The sequence below is a fragment of the Maribacter aquimaris genome (genome assembly GCF_014596745.1).
GTDB lineage: Bacteria > Bacteroidota > Bacteroidia > Flavobacteriales > Flavobacteriaceae > Maribacter_A > Maribacter_A aquimaris.
Window position 1 is genome coordinate 181,282 of sequence record NZ_JABTCF010000008.1, and the last position, 21,143, is coordinate 202,424.

17 protein-coding genes are annotated in these 21,143 nt (G+C 40.5%); 9 read left to right on the forward strand and 8 right to left on the reverse strand.

Going from position 1 to position 21,143, the window contains the following annotated elements; all coding sequences use genetic code 11:
* Positions 1-57: 57 nt before the first annotated feature.
* From HPE56_RS13435 to tsaD, 6 genes are all read right to left on the reverse strand, one after another.
* Positions 58-1,179, reverse strand: a complete 1,122-nt coding sequence (locus tag HPE56_RS13435) for a THUMP-like domain-containing protein (protein ID WP_317173206.1) — start codon at positions 1,177-1,179, stop codon at positions 58-60.
* Positions 1,180-1,252: 73 nt separating this feature from the next.
* Positions 1,253-2,341: an AI-2E family transporter gene (locus tag HPE56_RS13440; protein ID WP_188244268.1), complete on the reverse strand. Its 1,089-nt coding sequence runs from the start codon at positions 2,339-2,341 to the stop codon at positions 1,253-1,255.
* A 3-nt stretch (positions 2,342-2,344) separates the two neighbouring features.
* Positions 2,345-2,995 (reverse strand): DUF4159 domain-containing protein, encoded by a 651-nt coding sequence (locus HPE56_RS13445; protein WP_188244269.1) that lies wholly within the window; start codon positions 2,993-2,995, stop codon positions 2,345-2,347.
* Positions 2,996-3,018: 23 nt separating this feature from the next.
* On the reverse strand, positions 3,019-3,726 hold the full coding sequence (locus tag HPE56_RS13450; RefSeq protein WP_188244270.1) for a 16S rRNA (uracil(1498)-N(3))-methyltransferase: 708 nt from the start codon (positions 3,724-3,726) through the stop codon (positions 3,019-3,021).
* A 15-nt stretch (positions 3,727-3,741) separates the two neighbouring features.
* Positions 3,742-4,092, reverse strand: a complete 351-nt coding sequence (locus tag HPE56_RS13455; RefSeq protein WP_188244271.1) for a TfoX/Sxy family protein — start codon at positions 4,090-4,092, stop codon at positions 3,742-3,744.
* Between the two features lie 7 nt (positions 4,093-4,099).
* On the reverse strand, positions 4,100-5,164 hold the full coding sequence (gene tsaD / locus HPE56_RS13460; RefSeq protein ID WP_188244272.1) for a tRNA (adenosine(37)-N6)-threonylcarbamoyltransferase complex transferase subunit TsaD: 1,065 nt from the start codon (positions 5,162-5,164) through the stop codon (positions 4,100-4,102).
* Positions 5,165-5,254: 90 nt separating this feature from the next.
* On the opposite strand from tsaD, the gene HPE56_RS13465 reads away from it, so the two are divergent.
* The 4 genes from HPE56_RS13465 to HPE56_RS13480 all read left to right on the forward strand — a co-directional run bounded on the left by HPE56_RS13465 (position 5,255) and on the right by HPE56_RS13480 (position 12,738).
* Entirely contained in the window at positions 5,255-9,640 is a 4,386-nt protein-coding gene (locus HPE56_RS13465; protein ID WP_188244314.1) for a translocation/assembly module TamB domain-containing protein, read from the forward strand.
* A gap of 158 nt (positions 9,641-9,798) precedes the next feature.
* Positions 9,799-10,782 (forward strand): 6-phosphofructokinase, encoded by a 984-nt coding sequence (gene pfkA / locus HPE56_RS13470; RefSeq protein ID WP_109652935.1) that lies wholly within the window; start codon positions 9,799-9,801, stop codon positions 10,780-10,782.
* 22 nt (positions 10,783-10,804) lie between these two features.
* Positions 10,805-11,806, forward strand: a complete 1,002-nt coding sequence (gene gap, locus HPE56_RS13475) for a type I glyceraldehyde-3-phosphate dehydrogenase (protein WP_188244273.1) — start codon at positions 10,805-10,807, stop codon at positions 11,804-11,806.
* A gap of 80 nt (positions 11,807-11,886) precedes the next feature.
* Positions 11,887-12,738, forward strand: a complete 852-nt coding sequence (locus tag HPE56_RS13480) for an N-acetylglucosamine kinase (RefSeq protein WP_188244274.1) — start codon at positions 11,887-11,889, stop codon at positions 12,736-12,738.
* Positions 12,739-12,742: 4 nt separating this feature from the next.
* Here HPE56_RS13480 and HPE56_RS13485 read toward each other — a convergent pair whose 3' ends face one another.
* Positions 12,743-13,123, reverse strand: a complete 381-nt coding sequence (locus HPE56_RS13485) for a RidA family protein (protein WP_188244275.1) — start codon at positions 13,121-13,123, stop codon at positions 12,743-12,745.
* A gap of 83 nt (positions 13,124-13,206) precedes the next feature.
* Positions 13,207-15,897, reverse strand: a complete 2,691-nt coding sequence (locus HPE56_RS13490; RefSeq protein ID WP_188244276.1) for a putative LPS assembly protein LptD — start codon at positions 15,895-15,897, stop codon at positions 13,207-13,209.
* Between the two features lie 131 nt (positions 15,898-16,028).
* Between HPE56_RS13490 and HPE56_RS13495 the strand changes: the two genes are divergently transcribed.
* From HPE56_RS13495 to HPE56_RS13515, 5 genes are all read left to right on the forward strand, one after another.
* A complete protein-coding gene (locus HPE56_RS13495; RefSeq protein WP_188244277.1) occupies positions 16,029-17,342 on the forward strand; it encodes an N-acetylmuramoyl-L-alanine amidase family protein in 1,314 nt (437 codons plus the stop codon).
* Positions 17,343-17,489: 147 nt separating this feature from the next.
* Complete coding sequence (locus HPE56_RS13500) at positions 17,490-18,458, forward strand: MlaD family protein (protein WP_188244278.1); 969 nt, start codon at positions 17,490-17,492, stop codon at positions 18,456-18,458.
* Entirely contained in the window at positions 18,459-19,772 is a 1,314-nt protein-coding gene (locus tag HPE56_RS13505) for a (Fe-S)-binding protein (protein WP_188244279.1), read from the forward strand. It begins immediately after the preceding gene.
* Between the two features lie 19 nt (positions 19,773-19,791).
* Positions 19,792-20,583 carry a (Fe-S)-binding protein gene (locus HPE56_RS13510; protein ID WP_188244280.1) on the forward strand — a complete coding sequence of 264 codons (792 nt, stop codon included), beginning with the start codon at positions 19,792-19,794 and terminating at the stop codon, positions 20,581-20,583.
* A 38-nt stretch (positions 20,584-20,621) separates the two neighbouring features.
* The gene (locus tag HPE56_RS13515; protein WP_188244281.1) at positions 20,622-21,104 is read left to right on the forward strand and encodes an ABC transporter ATPase; all 483 of its coding nucleotides are present in this window, start codon (positions 20,622-20,624) and stop codon (positions 21,102-21,104) included.
* The last annotated feature ends 39 nt before the right edge of the window (positions 21,105-21,143 follow it).

Genomic DNA, 21,143 nt, shown 5'->3' on the forward strand with positions numbered 1-21,143 from the left:
TGTTTAATTTAGAATCGGTCTTTGTTGAATTAAGGGTTGATTTCCAGTTATTGGAAGTCATTGCAGGATGACTTTTGAAGTTTTGATGACGGCCAGTTGGTTGTTTTGTAACCGCGTAAAGAATAAATAGACTTCCCCACCGTCTTTGATTTTGTGCTTTTTTCGGATAGTGGTAACACTTTCCGGGAAGTTTCTTACCGTGATATTCGCCTTGGTGCCTATTAAGGGTTTAAGTTCCTTTTTGGAATAGCCAATGACATCCTCAATGTGGAACACCCTGCCTGGGAATTCCAACAAATCTTTTGATGTGAACAAATGGGAATGTTCGTGAAGTTTATGGACTCGAAATGCTTTTGAGGTGATTTTGAAAGCCCCGGCTTTCAATAGGGCGACATTCGGTTCGTATAAATAGTTTTGTGGAAGTTCATAGGAGGGTAAGGTGTCTTTTTCGTCCGTAAGGTTAAAGCTAAAACGTTGTGGTTTGGGTGGGGTTATATTTAATGTCCTTATATGTGTTTTACCTTGATATTCCCTTTCCAATACCCAGAGTAATTCCTTGACCTCATTCTTTAAAGCCACGACATGAATCTCCTTCACATGTGCTAATTCGTTTAAGCCAATCGTAATATCCAAAAGGGGAGAGGTCTTGATTAAAATATGCTTTGATTTTTGAAAAAGCAACGGTAGGTGTTCAACAATATTTGGGGTACAATCCGATAGCATAAAAACCTTTCCCTTGCTTTCCGATCTTCGTGAAGGGTCAACATATAACCAATCGAAATTTTGATGTGATCCTTCTAAAAAATCCATACCATCCATCGAGCTGAAATCGATGTTTCCGACTCCTAATATCCCAAGATTATGCGCGGCGATTTCGGAAAGATTTTGATTGATTTCGCAATGGAAAACCTTCTCTATTTTTTTACTGAAAAAGTAAGTATCCACTCCCAATCCTCCGGTTAGGTCAACAAGGGTTTTTCCACTAAGGATACTCGCCTTATATTTGGCCGTGGTCTCAGAAGAACATTGTTCAATGTTCAACTTGTTTGGGTAATAAATAAGAGGTGTGCTGAACCAGTAGGGGAGTTTCTTTTCGCACTTTTTCTTGGCTTGTATCTGTTCGGCCAATTCTTGGGACGAAATATTATGGAAAGGACTCTTTTTAAGGATAACTGACATGATGTCAGTATCTAAATTATTGTTTATAAAATTTTGAACACCAGTATTTAATATGTTTTTATTCAAAGTGATACTATAGGTTTTTGGTCAATGATTTCACAATCTTGTTTTCGGCTAAAAATTCCTTTAAAATCACTTTGATTGCCGTGTAACCCGGTACTGCAATGATCATTCCCGTGATTCCGAATAGTAAGCCTCCTATAATGATCACCAAGAAAATCTCCAGGGGGTGTGACTTCACACTATTGGAAAAAATATAAGGTTGCGAGAAGAAATTATCTACCAGTTGACCAATGATAAAACCAATCATTACGTAGATGGTTTTGGGTAGGATTACGGTGCTGAAATCAGCCCCTAAATTACTGGTCATTGTCAGGGTCAACATGAGAGCTCCACCGATGATCGGACCTACATAAGGAATCAGGTTCAGCAAGGCACAAAGAAAGGCGATAACGATGGCGTTTTCAATGCCGAAAATAAACAGGACAATGGAGTAGATTACAAACAAAATAAGGATTTGAAAAACCAGTCCAACGAAGTATCTCGATAGTAGATCCTTGATGGTGTCCAAAGATTTTTTTAAACGGTTTTCCTTGTTCTCCGGTATAAAAATCAGAAGGCCATCCTCAAACAATTTACTGTCCTTTAAAAAGAAAAAAGCTATAAAAAGTACACTGAACAAACCTATACCAAAACTGCCAAGAACACCGACAAATGAATTCAGGAAATTCGGTATAAAGCCAAAATCCAAGTTGGTAAATATTTTAGATTCTTTTAAACCTTGTTCAATTTCGTTCGAACTCAATCCGAAATATTCGGTTACTTGTCGATATATATGTTCTACATTGGCCTGAAGGGCATCTATATCCAATAAAGAAAGGTTTTGTCCTTGTGCGATAAGTAGCGGGATGAATAAGGCGATGATACCAGCAATGAGCCCAATAAGGAGCAACATGGTAACGATGACCGCCAAGGTGTTGTTGAACTTAAGTCTTTTGCGCAGGAATAATACGATAGGCCTTCCTAAAAGTGACGCTACCAAGGCTATGGCCATGTAGGCCAATACCGATTGTATTTTGTACAAGAATAATAAGACCAAGAAGATACCGACAAGGATAGCTATCGCTCTCAAAATGCCGTCTGCAATTGTTTTGGATGTCATTGATTAACTTTTAAAGGCATAAGATATAATATTGGCTCCCATTTGCAAGGCCTTGGTTCGTATCGCTTCCGGATCGTTGTGAACCGATGGATCCTCCCAACCATCACCCAAATCGGATTCATAGGTAAACAGAAGAACCAACCGCCCCTCAAATGTTATTCCGAAGGCTTGGGGTCTTTTACCGTCGTGTTCGTGTATTTTGGGTAGACCTTCAGGAAAATTATAATGTTGTGAAAAAATAGGGTGGTCAGCACCTAGTTCTTCCAAGGTTTCATTTGGGAATACCTTAGCGATTTCCTTACGTAAATAAGGCTCCATACCGTAATTGTCATCGATATGCAAAAATCCACCAGAGCGCAAGTAAGTCCTTAGGTTATCTGCTTCCTCTTGCGAGAACAATACGTTGCCATGCCCTGTCATATGCAAAAATGGGTATTGGAAAATATTTATATTCCCAACGTCCACCGTTTCGGGTTGTTCTTTGATTTTAGTGTTGATATTGGCATTGCAAAATTGTATTAAATTGGGCAACGCCGTGGGGTTGGCATACCAGTCACCCCCGCCATTGTATTTTAGGATGGCGATTTCCTGACCGTTGGCCATAGAGGCGTAGGCTAATAAAAATAGTGTGCAGATGAGTTTCCAATATCCCATTCCCTAAATATACGAAGATGGATTTAACCGTTGTTTATCAAATTTACTGTGGTGCAGGCGACGATGGCAGCAGTTTCAGTGCGCAGTCTATTCTGGCCCAAAGAAACAGGTAAAAAGCCTTTTTCGTATGCCTTGTTGATCTCTTTTTCAGAAAAATCGCCCTCAGGACCAATAAGTATGGTCACATCCTTGTCCGGGGCTACCCTTCTTTTCAATTCCATTTTTTCGTCCTCTTCACAGTGGGCGATAAATAAGAGTCCTTCCCTTTCCTTTTCCACAAATTCCGTGTACGTCGTAATAGGGTTCAACTTGGGTAAATACGCTTGCATGGATTGTTTCATGGCCGATTGTAAGACTTTTTCCATACGTTCCTGTTTTACGATCTTACGCTCAGACCTGTCACAGATAACCGGTGTAATTTCGTCTACGCCTATCTCTGTGGCTTTTTCTAAAAACCATTCGAATCTATCATTGCTTTTTGTGGGAGCGACGACTAAGTGAAACCAATACATCTTTCGATGCTTTTTTGTTGATGAAATGATCTGTGCCTTACACTTTTTGGTGTCGGATATCATGATCTTTGCCTCGAAGATGTACCCTTTGCCGTTTGTTATAAGTAAATTATCGCTTTCTTTTTTGCGTAGTACTTTTACGATGTGACGACTCTCTTCCGGGGTAAAAACAAATTGGGAGACGCTACTATCCAGCTTTGGGTTATAGAATAATTGCATAGTTATAGGTCGTTTCTATTTAGTGTTCTTTAATTTTTTTTTAGCGTGTTCCAGTCCCAATTCAATCCAATTTTGGAGTTCCTCCTCGGTGGTGTATCCCTTGGAGGATACATAAACGAATTCTTTCATGGGCCTTTTGGCAAAATCCATGGGGCGAACGGCTTCCATTTTCATGATTTCATCGATTTTCTCTGCTACAATACGCACCATAAGATTCTCTTTAATGATGCCGACGGTCATTTTGCCCTTGAACAGATAGGCCAATCCTCCGAACATTTTCTTTTTAAGGATTTCATTGGCGATGTCTTTAGGAAACAACTTAAATGCATAATCAAGTCTTTTTTCCAAATCTTCATTATAGGCCATGGGTTTGTCATTGGATGATATATCGTGCCTTGGCCGTTATATCCTGGGATGCGAATGCCTTCTGTTTATATTTATGATAGCCCACGATGCCGATCATGGCAGCATTGTCTGTACAATACTCAAATTTAGGAATATAAGTGGACCAACCGTATTTCTTTTCTGCATTTTTCAGTGCGGAGCGTATGCCCGAATTGGCAGATACCCCCCCGCCAATGGCTACGCGCCTTATTCCGGTTTCTTTTACTGCTTTTTTAAGCTTGTCCATTAAAATGTTGATAATGGTGTATTGTATGGAGGCACATATATCATTAAGGTTCTCCTCCTTAAAATTCGGGTTCGTCTTGGTTTCCCTTTGTATAAAATAAAGGATACTTGTTTTTAATCCGCTAAAACTGAAGTTCAGGCCATCTACCTTCGGTTTCGGGAAAGGGAATTTTTTAGGATTGCCAAGCTGTGCGAATTTATCTACCAGTGGTCCACCAGGATAGGGTAGCCCCAGGATTTTGGCACTTTTGTCAAAAGCCTCCCCAACCGCATCATCCAAGGTTTCCCCAAGGATTTCCATATCGAAGAAATCATTCACCCTGACAATTTGTGTGTGGCCACCGCTGATGGTCATGGCTAAAAATGGGAACTCTGGTTTTGTGTTTTTTTCCTCTGCAATGAAGTGCGCTAGGATGTGCGCTTGCATGTGGTTTACATCAATAAGGGGAATGTCTAGACCAAGTGCCAAAGACTTGGCAAAAGAGGTACCCACCAATAAAGAACCCATAAGTCCCGGTCCGCGCGTAAAAGCTATGGCGGATAACTGTTTTTTGTCGATATTTGCCCTTAATAAAGCTTGGTGCACCACAGGTACAATATTTTGTTGGTGCGCCCTAGAGGCAAGTTCGGGTACAACACCCCCATATTCCTCATGGATTTTTTGAGTTGAAACAACATTGCTAATGACTTTGTCATTGCGTAAAACCGCCGCGGAGGTGTCGTCACATGATGATTCTATGGCAAGAATATAAATGGTTTCTTTTTCCACTAGGTTTGGAATAAAAATTGAGGTACAAAGGTAAAACATTATAGCCCTATTAGAAAATTGAGAAAAATACTTGTTAGAATACTCTTGGTATTGTTGCTCATTAGTGTATTGGGCACGATAGTGCTTTCTATGCCTTTTGTCCAAACCCGTTTTGCAAAATATGCCACGAATTCAATAAATGAATCGTATGGTACGAATATCAATATCGACGGGATTCGTCTTTCATTGATCTCTTGGGACGTGGCCATCAAGGGTATTTATATTGAGGATTATCAAAAAGACACTTTGTTTTACATCAATGAGTTGGGGACATCGGTTTTAAGTGCCCGTAATTTGACAAAGGGAAAACTGGAGTTTGGACATATCGATATCGATAAGCTCAATTTTAAACTGAAAACCTATAAGGACAGTTCGCTTACCAATCTGGAAGTGTTTATAGACAAGCTCGACGACAAACAACCCAGGAAACCGGGTACACCTCCCTTTTTTTTCTCATCATCCAGTGTTGGGATAGCCCATAGTAATTTTAGGCTGATTGATGAAAATCTAGAGAACGAGGAAACGTTGGACTTTAGGCAGTTGAACATTTCGGCTGGGAATTTTTTGATTTTGGGACCTGAGGTGTCCACGGATATAAAGGCTATGTCCTTTATAGATAAACGCGACATTGAAGTAAAAAAACTCGCTACCAAGTTTAAATATACCAAGCAGCAAATGCGTTTTGATACCTTGAGTATTGAAACGCCCAAATCCCAATTGACCGGAAATCTTGTTTTTGATTATGATCGAAAGGATTTTAAGGATTTTTTGAATAAGGTAAGGTTAACAGCTGACTTTAAGGATTCTAATCTGTCCCTGGATGATATAAACCTGCTTTATAAACAATTTGGTGCCGGAAAAGTAGTTTCGTTCTCAGGGGATTTCAACGGGGTCTTAAATGACCTTAGTGCCGATAACCTTTTCCTGTTGTCTGAAAACACCGGGGTGCGGGGTGATTTCAATTTTAAGAACCTTTTTACCAAAAAAGAGCCTTTTGTAATGAAGGCCCAAATGAAAAACGTAACCAGTACCTACTATGAGTTGCGGTCTTTGATGCCCAACTTCATGAGTAGTAAGTCGATGTCCTCAACGTTTAGTAAACTCGGACAGTTTACCGTACGGGGTGAGGCCACGGTAACAGAGAGTTCGGTAAAAACCAAGGTCAATTTGAATACGGCCGTAGGTAGTAGTTATGCCGATTTGGAATTGACCGACTTCAATAATATCGATAATGCCGCCTATAAGGGGTTTGTCTCTTTGATTGATTTTGACCTGGGTAATTTTGTGGATAATGAAAAATTGGGGAAAACTACCCTCGATTTTAATGTTGAGGGGAAAGGTTTTGTGCAGGAAAAGCTGAATACCGAAGTCATAGGGGAGGTGTATAGCATACAATTCAATAACTATGACTATAAGAACCTGAAGGTTTCCGGTATTCTTAAAGAGCAACTTTTTGACGGTTCGATCTTTAGCAATGACCCCAATATCAAATTCAATTTTAAGGGATTGGCCGATTTTGGGGAAGAAAGCAACAACTTTAATTTCATCGCCAATGTTGAACACGCCGATTTAAAAAAATTGAATTTTATCAATGATAGTGTCTCTATTTTCAAGGGAAAAGTAAATATTGACATTACAGGGAATTCCTTGGACAATATTGTGGGCGATGTCAATTTCACCAAAACGATTTTCCAAAATAAGAACGATACCTATTATTTCGATGATTTTAAGGTTACATCATCCTTTGAGAACGATTCTATCCGTACCATCGATATTAACTCGCCAGATATCATAACAGGTTATTTAAGGGGTAATTTCAGGGTCAAGGAATTGGGACAATTGCTGCAGAATTCCTTGGGGAGCATCTATACCAACTATAAGCCTTTCGATATATCCGGGGGGCAGACCCTGGCTTTTAATTTTAAGATATACAATAAAATCGTTGATGTCTTTTTCCCTGATGTCAAATTTGACCCCAATACCTTTATCAAGGGGAACATAATTGCGGACGAGGGGGATTTTAAATTAACATTCAAATCGCCCAGTATCTTGGCTTTTGGCAATGAAGCGGACAATATAGATATTAAGATAGATAACAAGAACCCATTGTTCAATACCTTCATTTCCGTAGGGGATCTGTCAACCAATTATTACGATGTAAAGGACTTCAATCTCATCAATACCACATTGAAGGATACACTTTTCTTTAGGGCAGAATTTAAAGGGGGTAGCGAGTATAATGATAGTTATAACCTGAACTTTTACCACACCTTCAATAAGGAGAACAAATCGGTGATAGGTTTAAAGAAATCCGATATCAGTTTTAAGAATAATACCTGGATCTTGAATAGGGAAGGGAACAAAAAGAACAAGGTCATTTTCAATAAGACCCTTGATAGTATCGTGATCGAGGAAATTGTAATGAACAATAGCAAGTATGAACAGATCAGGTTAAAGGGGCAATTGGCCGATTCTACCTATAAGGATCTTGAGTTGCAATTCAAGATTGTTTCCTTGGACAAGATTACTCCCGCAATCGACAGTTTAAGGTTGGAAGGTGAGGTCAATGGTACTTTGAACGTATTGCAAAAGGATGATGTGTATCTACCTTCGTCGAATTTGGGCATAACCGATTTTTCGGTCAACGGATTCCGTTTGGGCGATTTGACCATGGGTATTGTTGGTAATCGTGATCTTACCGATTTTGTGGTCAATACCCAAATAACGGAAAATGGGGTTGAGAAGTTAAGCGTTATTGGGAACATCCTGAATAAAACCGAATTGCCCCAAGCGAACCTAATGGCCAATTTCAATGGGTTCAGTCTAGAGCCGTTTAGTCCGTTGGGAGAAGGGGTGATAACGAATATCAGAGGGGAATTATTTGGTAGTGCTAAACTGACGGGCGACATTGACAATCCTGTTTTTAGCGGTTTGTTGACGCTTGATAATGCCGGTATCGCAATTCCTTATTTAAACGTTGATTATGGATTTGCCCAAAACTCCCGTGTTAGACTGTCCAATCAGTCCTTTAATTTTGAGGAAATCAAGATTACCGACGTGGCGCGTAAAACCAAGGCTACTTTGGATGGTTCCATAACACATAGTTTCTTCAGGGATTGGGCGTTGGATTTGAATGTGGATACCAATAATGGTCCTTTCTTGATTTTGGACACTCCGTTTGAGGAGGAGGTGTTATATTACGGTACGGGCTTTTTAAATGGCTCAGGGCGTATTTTTGGGTCTACAAGGGCATTGACCATTAATGTGGATGGAAAAACAGCAAAAGGCACCTCGTTGAAGATACCATTGAGTGACGTGGCTACGGTTGGGGATTATTCCTATATAAAGTTTATTGAAAAGAACGAACGTGAAATCGATCGGGGAGAACGGGTGTTACGGCAAATACAAGGGTTGGAAATGGAATTCAACCTGGATGTTACGCCAGATGCCGAGGTCGAGATCGTTACCGATCAAAAAACAGGAAGTTCCTTAAAGGGGACTGGGGAGGGGTTGCTGTTGATCCGGATCAATACCAAGGATAAATTTGAGATGTTCGGTGACTTTGTTGTGGTTACGGGGGAATTCAACTATAAGTTCGGCGGGGTAATCAACAAAACTTTTAAGGTAAAACCGGGGGGCACTATAGTTTGGGATCGCGATCCGCTCTCTGCAACTTTGAATATGGAGGCCGTATATTCCTTAAATGCGAATCCAGCACCTTTACTCGATAATGCTGGTTATACCCGAAGAATACCCACAGATGTGGTCATACAGTTAACCGATGAGCTCCAGAGTCCGGAAATAGACTTCAGTATTGAGTTCCCGGGCACAAGTTCAATTGTGAAATCAGAATTGGAGTATCGGTTGCAAGATCCCCAAGTGGAAGAAAAGAATGCTATTTTTTTATTGGCCCAAGGGACTTTCGTGAATGATCAAAGTGGAATTAATTCACAAGCCGTTACGGGAAACTTGATCCAGTCGGCATCGGGCTTGTTGAACCAGGTTCTCAGTGGGGGTAATGATAAGTTCAATTTAGGACTCTCCTATGAGCAAGGAATCCAGGATACAAGTGCCGATATTGAAACGGAGAATAGGATAGGGGTAACGGTGTCCACAAGAATCAGCGATCGCATCCTTTTGAACGGTAAGGTCGGTGTTCCTGTCGGTGGGGCTACTGAAACCGTTGTGGCGGGGGATTTTGAATTGCAATTGCTCTTGAATGAGGAAGGGACCTTGAGTGCGAAGTTCTTCAACAGGGAAAATGAAATACAGGCTTTGTTGGGGGAACGCCAAGGATATACCCAAGGAGCAGGTTTATCCTATGAAGTGGATTTCAATAGTTTTAAAGAGCTTATGCAGAAAATGTTCAACAATAAGAAGGACAATGAAGGGCAAGATGAAAAGCAGCTTATGCCGATAGAGGTGATGGGTAGGGATAGTTTATTGCTATTTCAAGAGAAAACCAGGAAGCCTTGATGTAATGTAACAATTTCGATTTGATATGTGTTATTTGGAACACCGGGGTGTTATTTATTAAACGAAAACGATTGAGGGTGTTTTTCGGTTGATATTAAGGGTTAAATCAGTTCTTTTTATGGAATAAGTTTGTTAATTTTGTTGGCTTAATTTTCTATATGGCGAATATTGGAAAAATAGGTGTTTTTACTTCAGGGGGAGATTCCCCAGGAATGAACGCAGCAATACGTTCCGTTGTTAGGACCTGTGCTTATTTAAAGGTCGAATGTGTTGGTATCTATAGAGGATATCAAGGAATGATCGAGGGGGATTTCAAACCCATGGATGCCAGAAGCGTCAACAACATTATCAATAAGGGTGGTACTATCTTGAAATCCGCCCGTTGTAAGGAATTCAGGACCAAGGAAGGTCGTCAAAAAGCATACGACAATTTACGTAAGGAAGGTATCGACGCTTTTGTGGTTATCGGCGGTGACGGTAGTTTTACCGGAGCTATGATTTTCAACCAGGAATTTCATTTTCCCATAATCGGAATTCCGGGCACTATTGATAATGATATCTTCGGAACGACATTTACGTTAGGTTTTGATACCGCCTTGAACACGGTGGTTGAGGCCATAGATAAAATTCGGGATACGGCAAGTTCCCACAACAGATTGTTCTTTGTAGAGGTAATGGGCCGGGATGTGGGTCATATTGCTTTGAATGCCGGTGTAGGCGCTGGTGCTGAGGAGATATTGATCCCTGAAGAGAATTTAGGAAGGGAGCGATTGTTGGAATCCTTAAAAAGAAGTAAGGAGTCGGGAAAATCATCGAGTATCGTCATCGTTGCCGAAGGTGATAAAACCGGGAAGAATATTTTTGAGTTGAAGGAATATGTTGAGGAGAATTTCCCTGATTATGATGTAAGGGTTTCCGTTCTTGGGCATATGCAGCGTGGTGGTTCACCTTCTTGTTATGATAGGGTATTGGCCAGTCGCATGGGCGTTAAGGCCGTAGAAGCTTTGTTGCAGGGCAAAACCAACCTTATGGTAGGTGTTCAGGATAATGAGCTTATACTAACCCCGATACACAAGGCCATTAAGGGTCATACTAAAATCGATAAAGAACTCATTAGGGTTTCAGATATAATGTCAATATAATTTTAATTTAAATAAGTAAAAGATGTCAAAATTGAAAATAGGGATAAACGGATTCGGTAGAATCGGAAGGTTGGTCTTTCGTGTTGCTGCTAAAAATGACAATGTAGAGGTTGTAGCCATCAATGATTTGTTGGATGTAGAGCATTTAGCATATTTATTGAAGTATGATTCTGTTCATGGTAAATTCGATGGTACCGTTGAGGTGAAGGATGGTCACTTGGAAGTTAATGGTAAAACGGTTCGTATTACTGCGGAAAGAGATCCTAAATCTATTAAATGGGATGCTGTTGGTGCGGAAATCGTTGCGGAATGTACTGGTATCTTCACAACTTTGGAAACTGCTCAATACCATATTGATGGTGGTGCCAAAAAAGTTGTTATTTCAGCGCCTTCAAAAGACGCCCCAATGTTCGTCTATGGTGTTAACCATAAAGAGATGAAAGCATCTGATACCATTGTTTCGAATGCATCTTGTACTACGAACTGTTTGGCTCCATTGGCTAAAGTGTTGAATGATAACTTTGGTATCGAAGAAGCCTTAATGACTACAGTCCATGCAACTACGGCTACACAAATGACCGTTGATGGTCCTTCCAGAAAAGACTGGAGAGGTGGTAGAAGTGCCATGTTGAACATTATCCCTGCTTCCACAGGTGCTGCAAAAGCGGTAACGAAAGTAATACCAGCTTTGGAAGGTAAATTGACAGGTATGGCCTTTAGGGTGCCTACTGCAGATGTTTCTGTTGTGGATTTAACTGTAAAGGTTTCTAAGGAAACTTCTTTAGACGAGATCAAAAAAGCATTCAAAGCTGCTTCAGAAGGAGAATTGAAAGGTGTTTTAGGATATACCGAAGAGGCAGTGGTATCCCAGGATTTTGTTGGGGATTCCAGAACCAGTATTTTTGATGCAGAGGCCTGTATTGAATTGAACCCTGGTTTCTTTAAACTTATCTCTTGGTATGATAACGAAGCCGGTTTCTCCAATAAAATGGTTGATATGATACAATATGCAAACAGCCTATAAGTTTTAAATTAATTAGTATATGTAATCCTGAAAATTATTGATTTTTAATAGTTTTCAGGATTCTTTTTAAATGGTGATCTATGATATTAATTGTTGATAGTGGTGCTACGAAATCCGATTGGATAGCACTGGATGAGAAAGGAAATCAATTGTTCATGACCCAAACCCTAGGTTTGAGCCCAGAAGTTCTTACACGCCCAGTAATTGAGGATCGTTTGGCCAATAATTTTGAACTTTCAAAGAATAGCGAAAAGGTAACTAGGCTTTATTTTTATGGTGCCGGTTGTGGTACGGATAGGATGAAAAATTTCCTTAAGGAGATTTTTACGGATTTCTTCCCGAACGCCAAGGCAAATATTAAGGAAGATACTTATGCAGCCATTTATGCAACAACCAAAATAGGTCATCAAGCAATTGTCTGTATCCTAGGTACGGGATCCAATTGCTGTTATTACGATGGTAACCAAGCCATACAGAAAGTAACTTCCTTGGGTTATATACCGATGGATGATGGTAGTGGTAACTTCTTTGGCAGAAAATTGATCAGGGACTATTATTTCCATAAAATGCCACAGTCTTTGGGGATGAAGTTCTCCAAGGAATACGATTTGGAAGCTGATGTAATCAAAGAGAATCTTTACAAGCAGCCGAATCCAAATACTTATTTGGCGACATTCGCAAGATTCTTGATCGAAAACAAGGAGCACCCTTATTGTAAAGGGGTCATCGACAAAGGTTTTCAACAATTCGTCAATAACTATATCATGCAGTTCGAATTGGCCACTAAAGTGCCAATCAATTTTGTGGGAAGTATAGCATTTTATCTAATGGAAGAGCTTACCACCGTATTGGAACGTAATGATTTGATAGTTGGTGAAATCCGCCAAAAACCGATTGAAGGTTTAATGCACTTCCATCAGCAGAATATATAGCGTTTTAAACAACGGCGATCATCGAGATCTCCACATTTACGAATTTTGGTAGATTGGCCACCTCTACAGTTTCCCTTGCAGGGGCTGTGGCTGCATCAAAATAATTGGCGTAAACATCGTTTATTTCCGAGAATTGGTTCATGTCACTAATAAAAATAGATGACTTGACCACATTTTCAAAAGTCATTCCGGCTTCAAGAAGAATCGCTCTGAGGTTTTCCATGCACTGCTTGGTCTCCTTGGCTATATCGCCTTCAATGAGGTTACCGGTCTTTGGGTCGATGGGTATCTGTCCGGATATGTATAATGTGGTGCCAGAAAGAACTGCTTGGTTGTAAGGTCCTATTGGTGCCGGGGCGTTTTTGGTGTTTATTATTTTCTTCATTTGTGTATTGTTTTTGGAATATTGGGGATTTTATAAAGCTCGTTAAACAAATATATAAGATTTGAGTAATGTTAGTAGGTCGATTACTTACTTCTATTCTCCCATTTAAGGTCCTTGAGTATCGAGCTTTTTATCCCAATAAAGAAGTACCATCTTTTATAAGTGCCAAAGGGGGTCCAGTTAAAGCGCATCACAAAACTTTTTAAATCACGTTCAAAACGTAATTGCGTAAGGGTAAATCCTTTTCCTTTAAAGTCATAACCAGAGGAACCACCGACCTTCCATCGGGGCGAGAGCTCTATGTCACCGGAAAACATCAATGAATGGCTACTGAATTCATTTTGCCGGGCAGAATTGGAGTATGAAGCGGAATAGGCAAGTCTAAGATTCCATGGGATTTTAGTGCCGTAAATAGGGTTTTCCACATCTTCGCCTTCTTTTGATTCGTTCATTGGGTTATCCTGAAAATTATCGGCACGGCCAAAGAGATCATCCGTACGACCTCCACTTTGGGCAACGTAGTCATAAGGGTTCTCATCCTTCTTTTCATCCTTTTTCTTGTCTTTGTTGAAAATCTCGCTATCCAAGGAGTATCCAACGTTGAAATTGGCCCGGGTTAAGCGAAAAAGACTTCCTCCATTTTTTACATTAAAGGTGTTTATTCGTGTTCCATTGTTGTCAATGGCATAAGGATCTAATCCTGCTGAAAAGTTTATCGACATTTTGCTGTCGAGGATAGAGGTACCGCCATTTACACTTAATGGACTTAGTTTAAGGGAGTCCGATTCAAAATTATAGCCCGTTGAAATATTGAAATTACTAAGGATCGGAACCTTTTTTGGTTCCGTGGCAGTTGAATCCTTGTCCCGTACTTTGGCCTCCAGGGTATTGGCCAATGAAAAACTAAGACTGTTCGATTTGCTTAAGCTGGGCGATCCGTATAAGGTGTTCTGGAAACGTGTAAATTGAACCACATCCCCATCCCCATCAATATACTCATCATAAAACTTCTCAAAGGAAGGGGCGTAACCATAACTCAATGAAGGACGCATGACATGGCGTATGGCCTGTATTTTTTTATCCTCCCCAAGGTTGAAAGTACCATATAAAGTGGTTCCCACGCTGGCGCTGAAATTGTATTTGTTAAATCGGTCAAAACCACTGACCGTATCGGTCACAATCTCTTCAAGGTCATTGTTATAGCTTTTGTCATAGGTCTGCATGGTCCAAACATCCTCATAACTACCTCCTACACTAACACTGAAAAATTTCGCAACCTTAAAGTTCGTGGTAATCGGAATAGTATGTTTTGCCCCCATTTTGGCCCCATCGAACATTTCGCTTTTCAAAAAATCATCATCAGTGGTTGAAATCTTGTTCGCGGCACTCAAATCGTACTGAAAGTTGATGTTTTGAATAATACCTTTCTTAATGCCATCCCTTTTGGCGAATGGATAGATTCGTTCCATACTGGCCTGTAAGGTAGGTAAGGTCAATTCAATGGCCTTGGTATTGGTGTTTTGACTATGGGTAGCCGTTAAACTCATATTCACTGAGGGATAGGCCGGGAAAGTCTTGGAATACGAAATCGAGGAAGATAGCGTATTGTTCTGGGTACTAGGTAAATTACGTTGTTGCAATGAATTTCTGTAATACTCACTACTACCCATATTCACGGAAGCGGAAAACCTGGAGTTGGGACTCGCTTTTGTGTCCTGGGAGTGCGAAATTTGGATGTTCCAGTTTTTGGTGAGGCTATAATCGCTAAAGCCCTTTTGGCTGGTGACCAAATTTTCGAACCTGAAGTTAATGTTTCCACTGTATTTATAGCGCTTGGAATAAATTGATTGGGTCTTGAAACCCCAACTACCGTTGGTGTAAAAATCCCCGGTAACCAATATATCGGCATATTCACCAATAGGGACATAGTAACCCAAGTCCTGAAGGAAATATCCCCTGTCGGCTTGGTTTCCGAATGTTGGCATCATAACCCCCGCAGCCCTTCCCACGGTCAAGGGGAAATAAGCAAAGGGCATGGCGATTGGTGTTGGTACATCAGCAATATAGAGGTTGCTGTAACCCGCTATAACCTTTTTCTTAGGAACAAACTTCGCCTTACGGATCCTAATGTAATAATCAGGGTTTATCGTGTCTGTCGATGTGGTGATCTTTGCTTCACTCAAAAAATAGACCGAGTCATTTTCTTTCTTGGTAACATCGGCATAAACTTTCATGGCATCACTACCCAATTGTCCAAGACCAGCCTGTTGTTCTGTCCTCGAATTCCAAATAATGGCTTTTTGGGTATCGAAATTAAAGCGTATGGAGTCTGGAATCACCTCATTCTGCCCCTGTTTGAAATAGGGGAGTTGTGTATAATTGCCAAGCGAATCCTTTATACGTCCGGCATATACTTCATTCTTTACGTAATCCATGACAATGATACCGGCCCGTAGTTCGGTATCCTGATATTGGATTTCAGCCTCATTATAGAGATAGACCTTCTGTTCCTTTTGATTTAGCCTCACATAATCCGTTGCCTTGTACTTAATGACGTCCAATAAAAGCGGAGGTTTGGTTTTTACGGTATCGACAGCGGTGGAATCATTCTTTGAATTCTTTAAGAGTTCGGCCTCAGTGAGCAAGGGTGCGATAATCGTATCCTGCTCAGCTTTAATGGGTAAAGGAATGATTTTTCCTTCTTGGGCATGACCAAAAACACCACCGATTATAAGTAGGAATAGGAAAAGTAAATAGTGTTTATTTGATTGCAAGGCTTTATATCCTATTTTTGTAAAAGTATGGCTTGATTTTAGGAAGTCAAACTTACATATATTTTTTGTTCCTCTTATAGGGTATTACAATAAATTTAACCAATTTAAGATTCTCAAATCATCTTGCGAATATGAATTTCAAACGTTTTTTTCTTACCGTTTTATTACTATTACCCTTTTTATATTCTGCATATGCCAATGATAATGGACCACATAGGAATGATGGTAAGTTTGTCGTGGTTTTGGATGCGGGTCATGGTGGACATGATCCCGGTAATTTGGGAAATGGGTATCTGGAAAAGGACATTGCGTTGAAAATAGTCCTGAATGTGGGTAAAATTTTGGAGGCCAACCCCGATATCAAGGTTATTTACACGAGAAAGGACGATACTTTTGTCGATTTGTTCGTGCGTGGCGAAATTGCCAACAAGGCCAATGCCGATCTTTTTGTTTCCGTACATTGTGATTCCCATTCTTCAGATGCCCACGGTGCGGGTACATTTGTTTTGGGGTTGCATGCCAACAAACAAAATTTTGAGATTGCAAAGAAAGAGAACTCGGTAATCTATCTCGAGGACAATTATGCGGATAGGTATGCGGATTATGATATCAACTCCCCTGAATCCATTATTGGGCTTACCATAATGCAGGAAGAGTTTTTGGATCAAAGTATTGCCTTGGCCAAAATGATCCAGGATAATTTCACAGGGAAGTTGAAACGTGTGAATAGAAAAGTAAAACAAGCAGGTTTCATTGTATTGCACCAGACGTTTATGCCCAGTGTTTTGGTAGAAACAGGTTTCCTTACCAATAAATCGGAAGGGGCCTACCTGAATTCGAAAAAAGGTCAGGCCGAAGTTGGAAAGGCCATAGCGGATGCGATCCTTATATACAAGAAAAATGTGCATACCGGTATCGGTTATGTTCCAAACAAGGGGATTGAAAAGGAATTGGCCCCCAAAGAGGCAGTGTCAATACCGGAGCAAAAGGAATCCCCCGTTGATGCAGTGGTAGTGATCCCTAAAAAAGAAGTGCCACCGAAACCAAAGCCCGTAGCGGAGGAAGTGGCCAAAGAACCAGTATCTGGATCCGATGTGGCAACCACTGTACAAGAGGATCCTGATAAAGAGAGGGCTGCGGTCAAAGAGGAAGCACCAACCGTGAAGAAGTCCGGAATGCCCCAAATATCCTTCAAGGTACAAATAATGGCAACTGCCAAAGATCTTGAATTGGTTCCTCAAAATTTTAAAGGGCTTTCAAGGGTGGCCCAGGAACCCTTTAAGAATCTCTTTCGCTATATGTATGGGAATACCCATTCTTTTAGAGAGGCAAAAATGCTAAAATCAAATGCTGATATTAAGGGTTTTTCCGGTTCCTATATAGTTGCATACAAAGATGGTGTGCGAATTCCGGTTGCCGAAGCGCTTAAATACGTTTCGGAATAATAACAGCAGTCTCAATTTTATTTCTAATTTTGTTAGAGCTTGTTTTTAAAATAAAATTGGGTTATTATACGTTTTCCATGGGGAAAAGTGTAAGAAAAAAATCCATAGAATTTTAAATAGGCGTTTAACAACAATAAATAAATCCATTTGAAACTATCCAGGGAAATTAAAACAGGAATAATCGTAGTGGGGGGTATCCTACTTTTTATTTTAGGTTTCAGCTATTTAAAATCAACACCCTTGTTTGATAATAGCAAGACATTTTATGCTGTTTACAAACATGTTGGAGGTCTTCAACCTGGTACCCAGGTTTCGATTAACGGTTATAACGTGGGCATTGTAAATGATATCAAATTCAAGGATACTTCGGGAGATTTACTCGTTACATTCTCAGTGAGCAATGATTTCACCTTTTCAAAGAACAGTAAGGCCGAATTGTACGATACGGGAATTATTGGGGGTAAGGGTATACAGATACGACCCGTTTTTGACGGAGCTCGCGATGCAAAGTCAGGGGATACGTTGGTTACCGCTACGCGTCCAGGCTTGACCGAACTGGTGCAGCAGAAACTTACTCCGTTACAACAAAAGATCGAAGGGGCCTTTACCAATGCGGATACATTATTGATGAATGTAAACCAAATCTTGGATGCAAAGACCAAGAATGAATTAAGGGAGTCTATCGCAGGTCTCAACCAGCTTATGGGCAGTTTGCAGGGAAGTGCCAAGATCTTAAATAATCTATTGGAAAAAAACCAAGGAAAATTGGACAGTTCCCTAACCAATTTCACAGAATTGTCTTCCAACTTCGCAAAACTTTCCGATTCATTGAACAATGCAGGCTTGGGACGAACAATGGCCAGTCTGGAATCTACGGTTTCCAATTTGGATAAGATTCTTGCCAAGATAGAAAACGGGGATGGTTCCATGGGAAAATTCATGAAAGACGAGGCACTGTATAATAATCTGAATAATGCTTCAAAGGAATTGGATTTATTATTGCAGGATTTCCGTTTGAATCCTAAACGATATGTAAATGTTTCTGTTTTTGGGAAAAAACAAAAAGATTACACATTGCCCGATAATGATCCTGCCGATAAAATAGAACAGCCATAGATGGAATATATCACTAACATTGCTTTCGCCCTGATCCTTCTCGTGGGGATTGTTTTTTTTGCCCGGAATGTAAAGAAACTTATTAGGAATATTAAGTTGGGAAAGGAAGTTGTGGTCAATGATAATAAACCGCAACGTTGGAAGAATATGTTCAGGATTGCCTTGGGGCAGACCAAAATGGTCGTTAGGCCTATTCCCGGAATATTGCATATTCTCGTATACGTAGGTTTTATTGTGATTAACCTTGAGGTCCTTGAGATTATCTTGGACGGACTTCTAGGTACCCATAGGTTATTTGCAGGTCTAGGGGTCGTTTATAATGTGTTGATCGCCTCGTTCGAAATTTTGGCTTTTTTGGTTATCGTAGCCGTGATAATTTTCTGGATACGCAGGAATATTATAAAGATTAAGCGATTCATGAGCCCGGAAATGAAAGGGTGGCCCAAGAACGATGGTAATATGATCTTGTATATAGAACTGGTTTTAATGTGTCTCTTTTTGACCATGAATGCATCGGATTTTCAGTTACAACAAATGGGTGCGGCACATTATGTTCAGGCAGGTTCCTTTCCTATTAGTCAATTTTTGATTCCGTTGTTCGATGGAATGTCCGTACCAACGCTCATTATAATTGAAAGAAGTGCTTGGTGGATGCATATTGTAGGCATCCTGTTCTTTTTGAATTACCTCTATTATTCGAAACATTTACATATTCTGTTGGCATTCCCGAATACGTATTTCGGAAAGATTGGCCCAAAAGGAAAATTCAACAATCTGGATGCCGTTACCCAGGAAGTCAAATTGATGATGGATCCCTATGCCGCACCCGCAGAGGATGCCGGTGAGCCTGGTAAATTTGGGGCTTCGGATGTTGCCGACCTTAGTAGGGTGCAATTACTCAACGCCTATACCTGTACGGAATGTGGCCGTTGTACCAGTGAATGTCCCGCAAATATCACGGGGAAAAAACTTTCCCCAAGAAAGATCATGATGGATACCAGGGACAGGCTCGAGGAAGTCGGTAAGAATATTGATGCCAATAAGGGCAATTTTGTTGATGACGGAAAGCAGTTGTTGGATGATTATATCACGCGGGAAGAACTCTGGGCCTGTACGTCGTGCAATGCCTGTACGGAAGCCTGTCCTGTGAGCATTGATCCACTATCGATTATAATGGATATGAGGCAGTATTTGGTGATGGAGCAATCCGCGGCACCATCAGACCTGAATAATATGATGGGGAATATAGAGAATAATGGAGCACCTTGGCCTTTCAATCAAATGGATAGATTGAACTGGAAAGACGAAGCATAAAAAATAATTGATCCTTACTATGGGAAGTGAATTGAAAGTACCGACAATGGCAGCGCTTTTTGCAGCAGGAAAGCAACCTGAAGTTTTATTTTGGGTCGGCTGTGCAGGAAGTTTTGACGATCGGGCAAAGAAGATTACCAAGGCGTTTGTTAAAATATTGAACAAGGCCAACGTATCTTTTGCGGTTTTAGGAACAGAGGAAAGTTGTACAGGGGATCCGGCAAAAAGGGCAGGAAATGAATTTTTGTTCCAAATGCAGGCAGTTACCAATATAGAGGTGATGAATGCCTATGGAATAACCAAAGTAGTCACGGCTTGTCCACATTGTTTCAATACCCTTAAGAACGAATACCCAGGATTGGGAGGCAATTATGAAGTGGTACACCATACAGAGTTTTTAAAGAAACTGTTGGATGATGGACGGATTACCTTGGAAGGAGGAACCTTCAAGGGGAAACGAATCACCTTTCATGACCCCTGTTATCTAGGAAGGGCAAATGGTGTTTATGAAGCTCCAAGGGATTTGATCAAGAAGCTGGATGCCGAATTGGTCGAAATGAAAAACTGTAAATCACGAGGATTATGTTGTGGTGCAGGTGGGGCGCAAATGTTCAAGGAACCGGAAAAAGGGGATAAGGACATTAATATTGAACGAACGGAACAAGCCTTGGACACCCAACCGGAAATAATTGCAGCGGCCTGTCCGTTTTGCAATACCATGATGACCGATGGAGTGAAAAACAAGGAAAAGGAAAAAGACATTAAGGTTATGGATATTGCGGAGCTAATCGCTACCGCGGAAGATCTTTAATCAGGCTTATATCACAATACCCAAAATCAAAAAAAAATATGTTAGTAGAATTCAATGCTTTGCCAGATTCATCAAGAATTTGGATATTCCAGGCCAATCGTAGCTTTTCGGAACAGGAACTACAGGAAATCAGGCAAGCGATGGAGGCATTTATAGCGGAATGGACAACCCATGGTAGTGATTTAAAGGCTGGTTACGAGATACGGTATAAAAGATTTATCATTTTGGCTTTGGACCAGACAAATGCATCAGCGTCGGGCTGCTCCATTGACGCTTCGGTACATTTCATCCAACAATTGGAAAAGAAATACAACGTGGAGTTACTCGATAAAATGAATGTTTCCTATAAGCAGGGTGAATTCGTTGCCTATAAGGCCTTAAATGAATTTAAGAAAATGGCGAAGCAAAGGGCAGTTTCGAAAAATACCATTGTGTTTAATAATCTAGTGACCAATAAAGGGGAATATTTGGAACATTGGGAGGTGCCGGCATCTGAAAGCTGGCATAGCCGTTTCATGTAGAATTTTTTTGGTATTGTATTTGCAACCGATATTTCATTG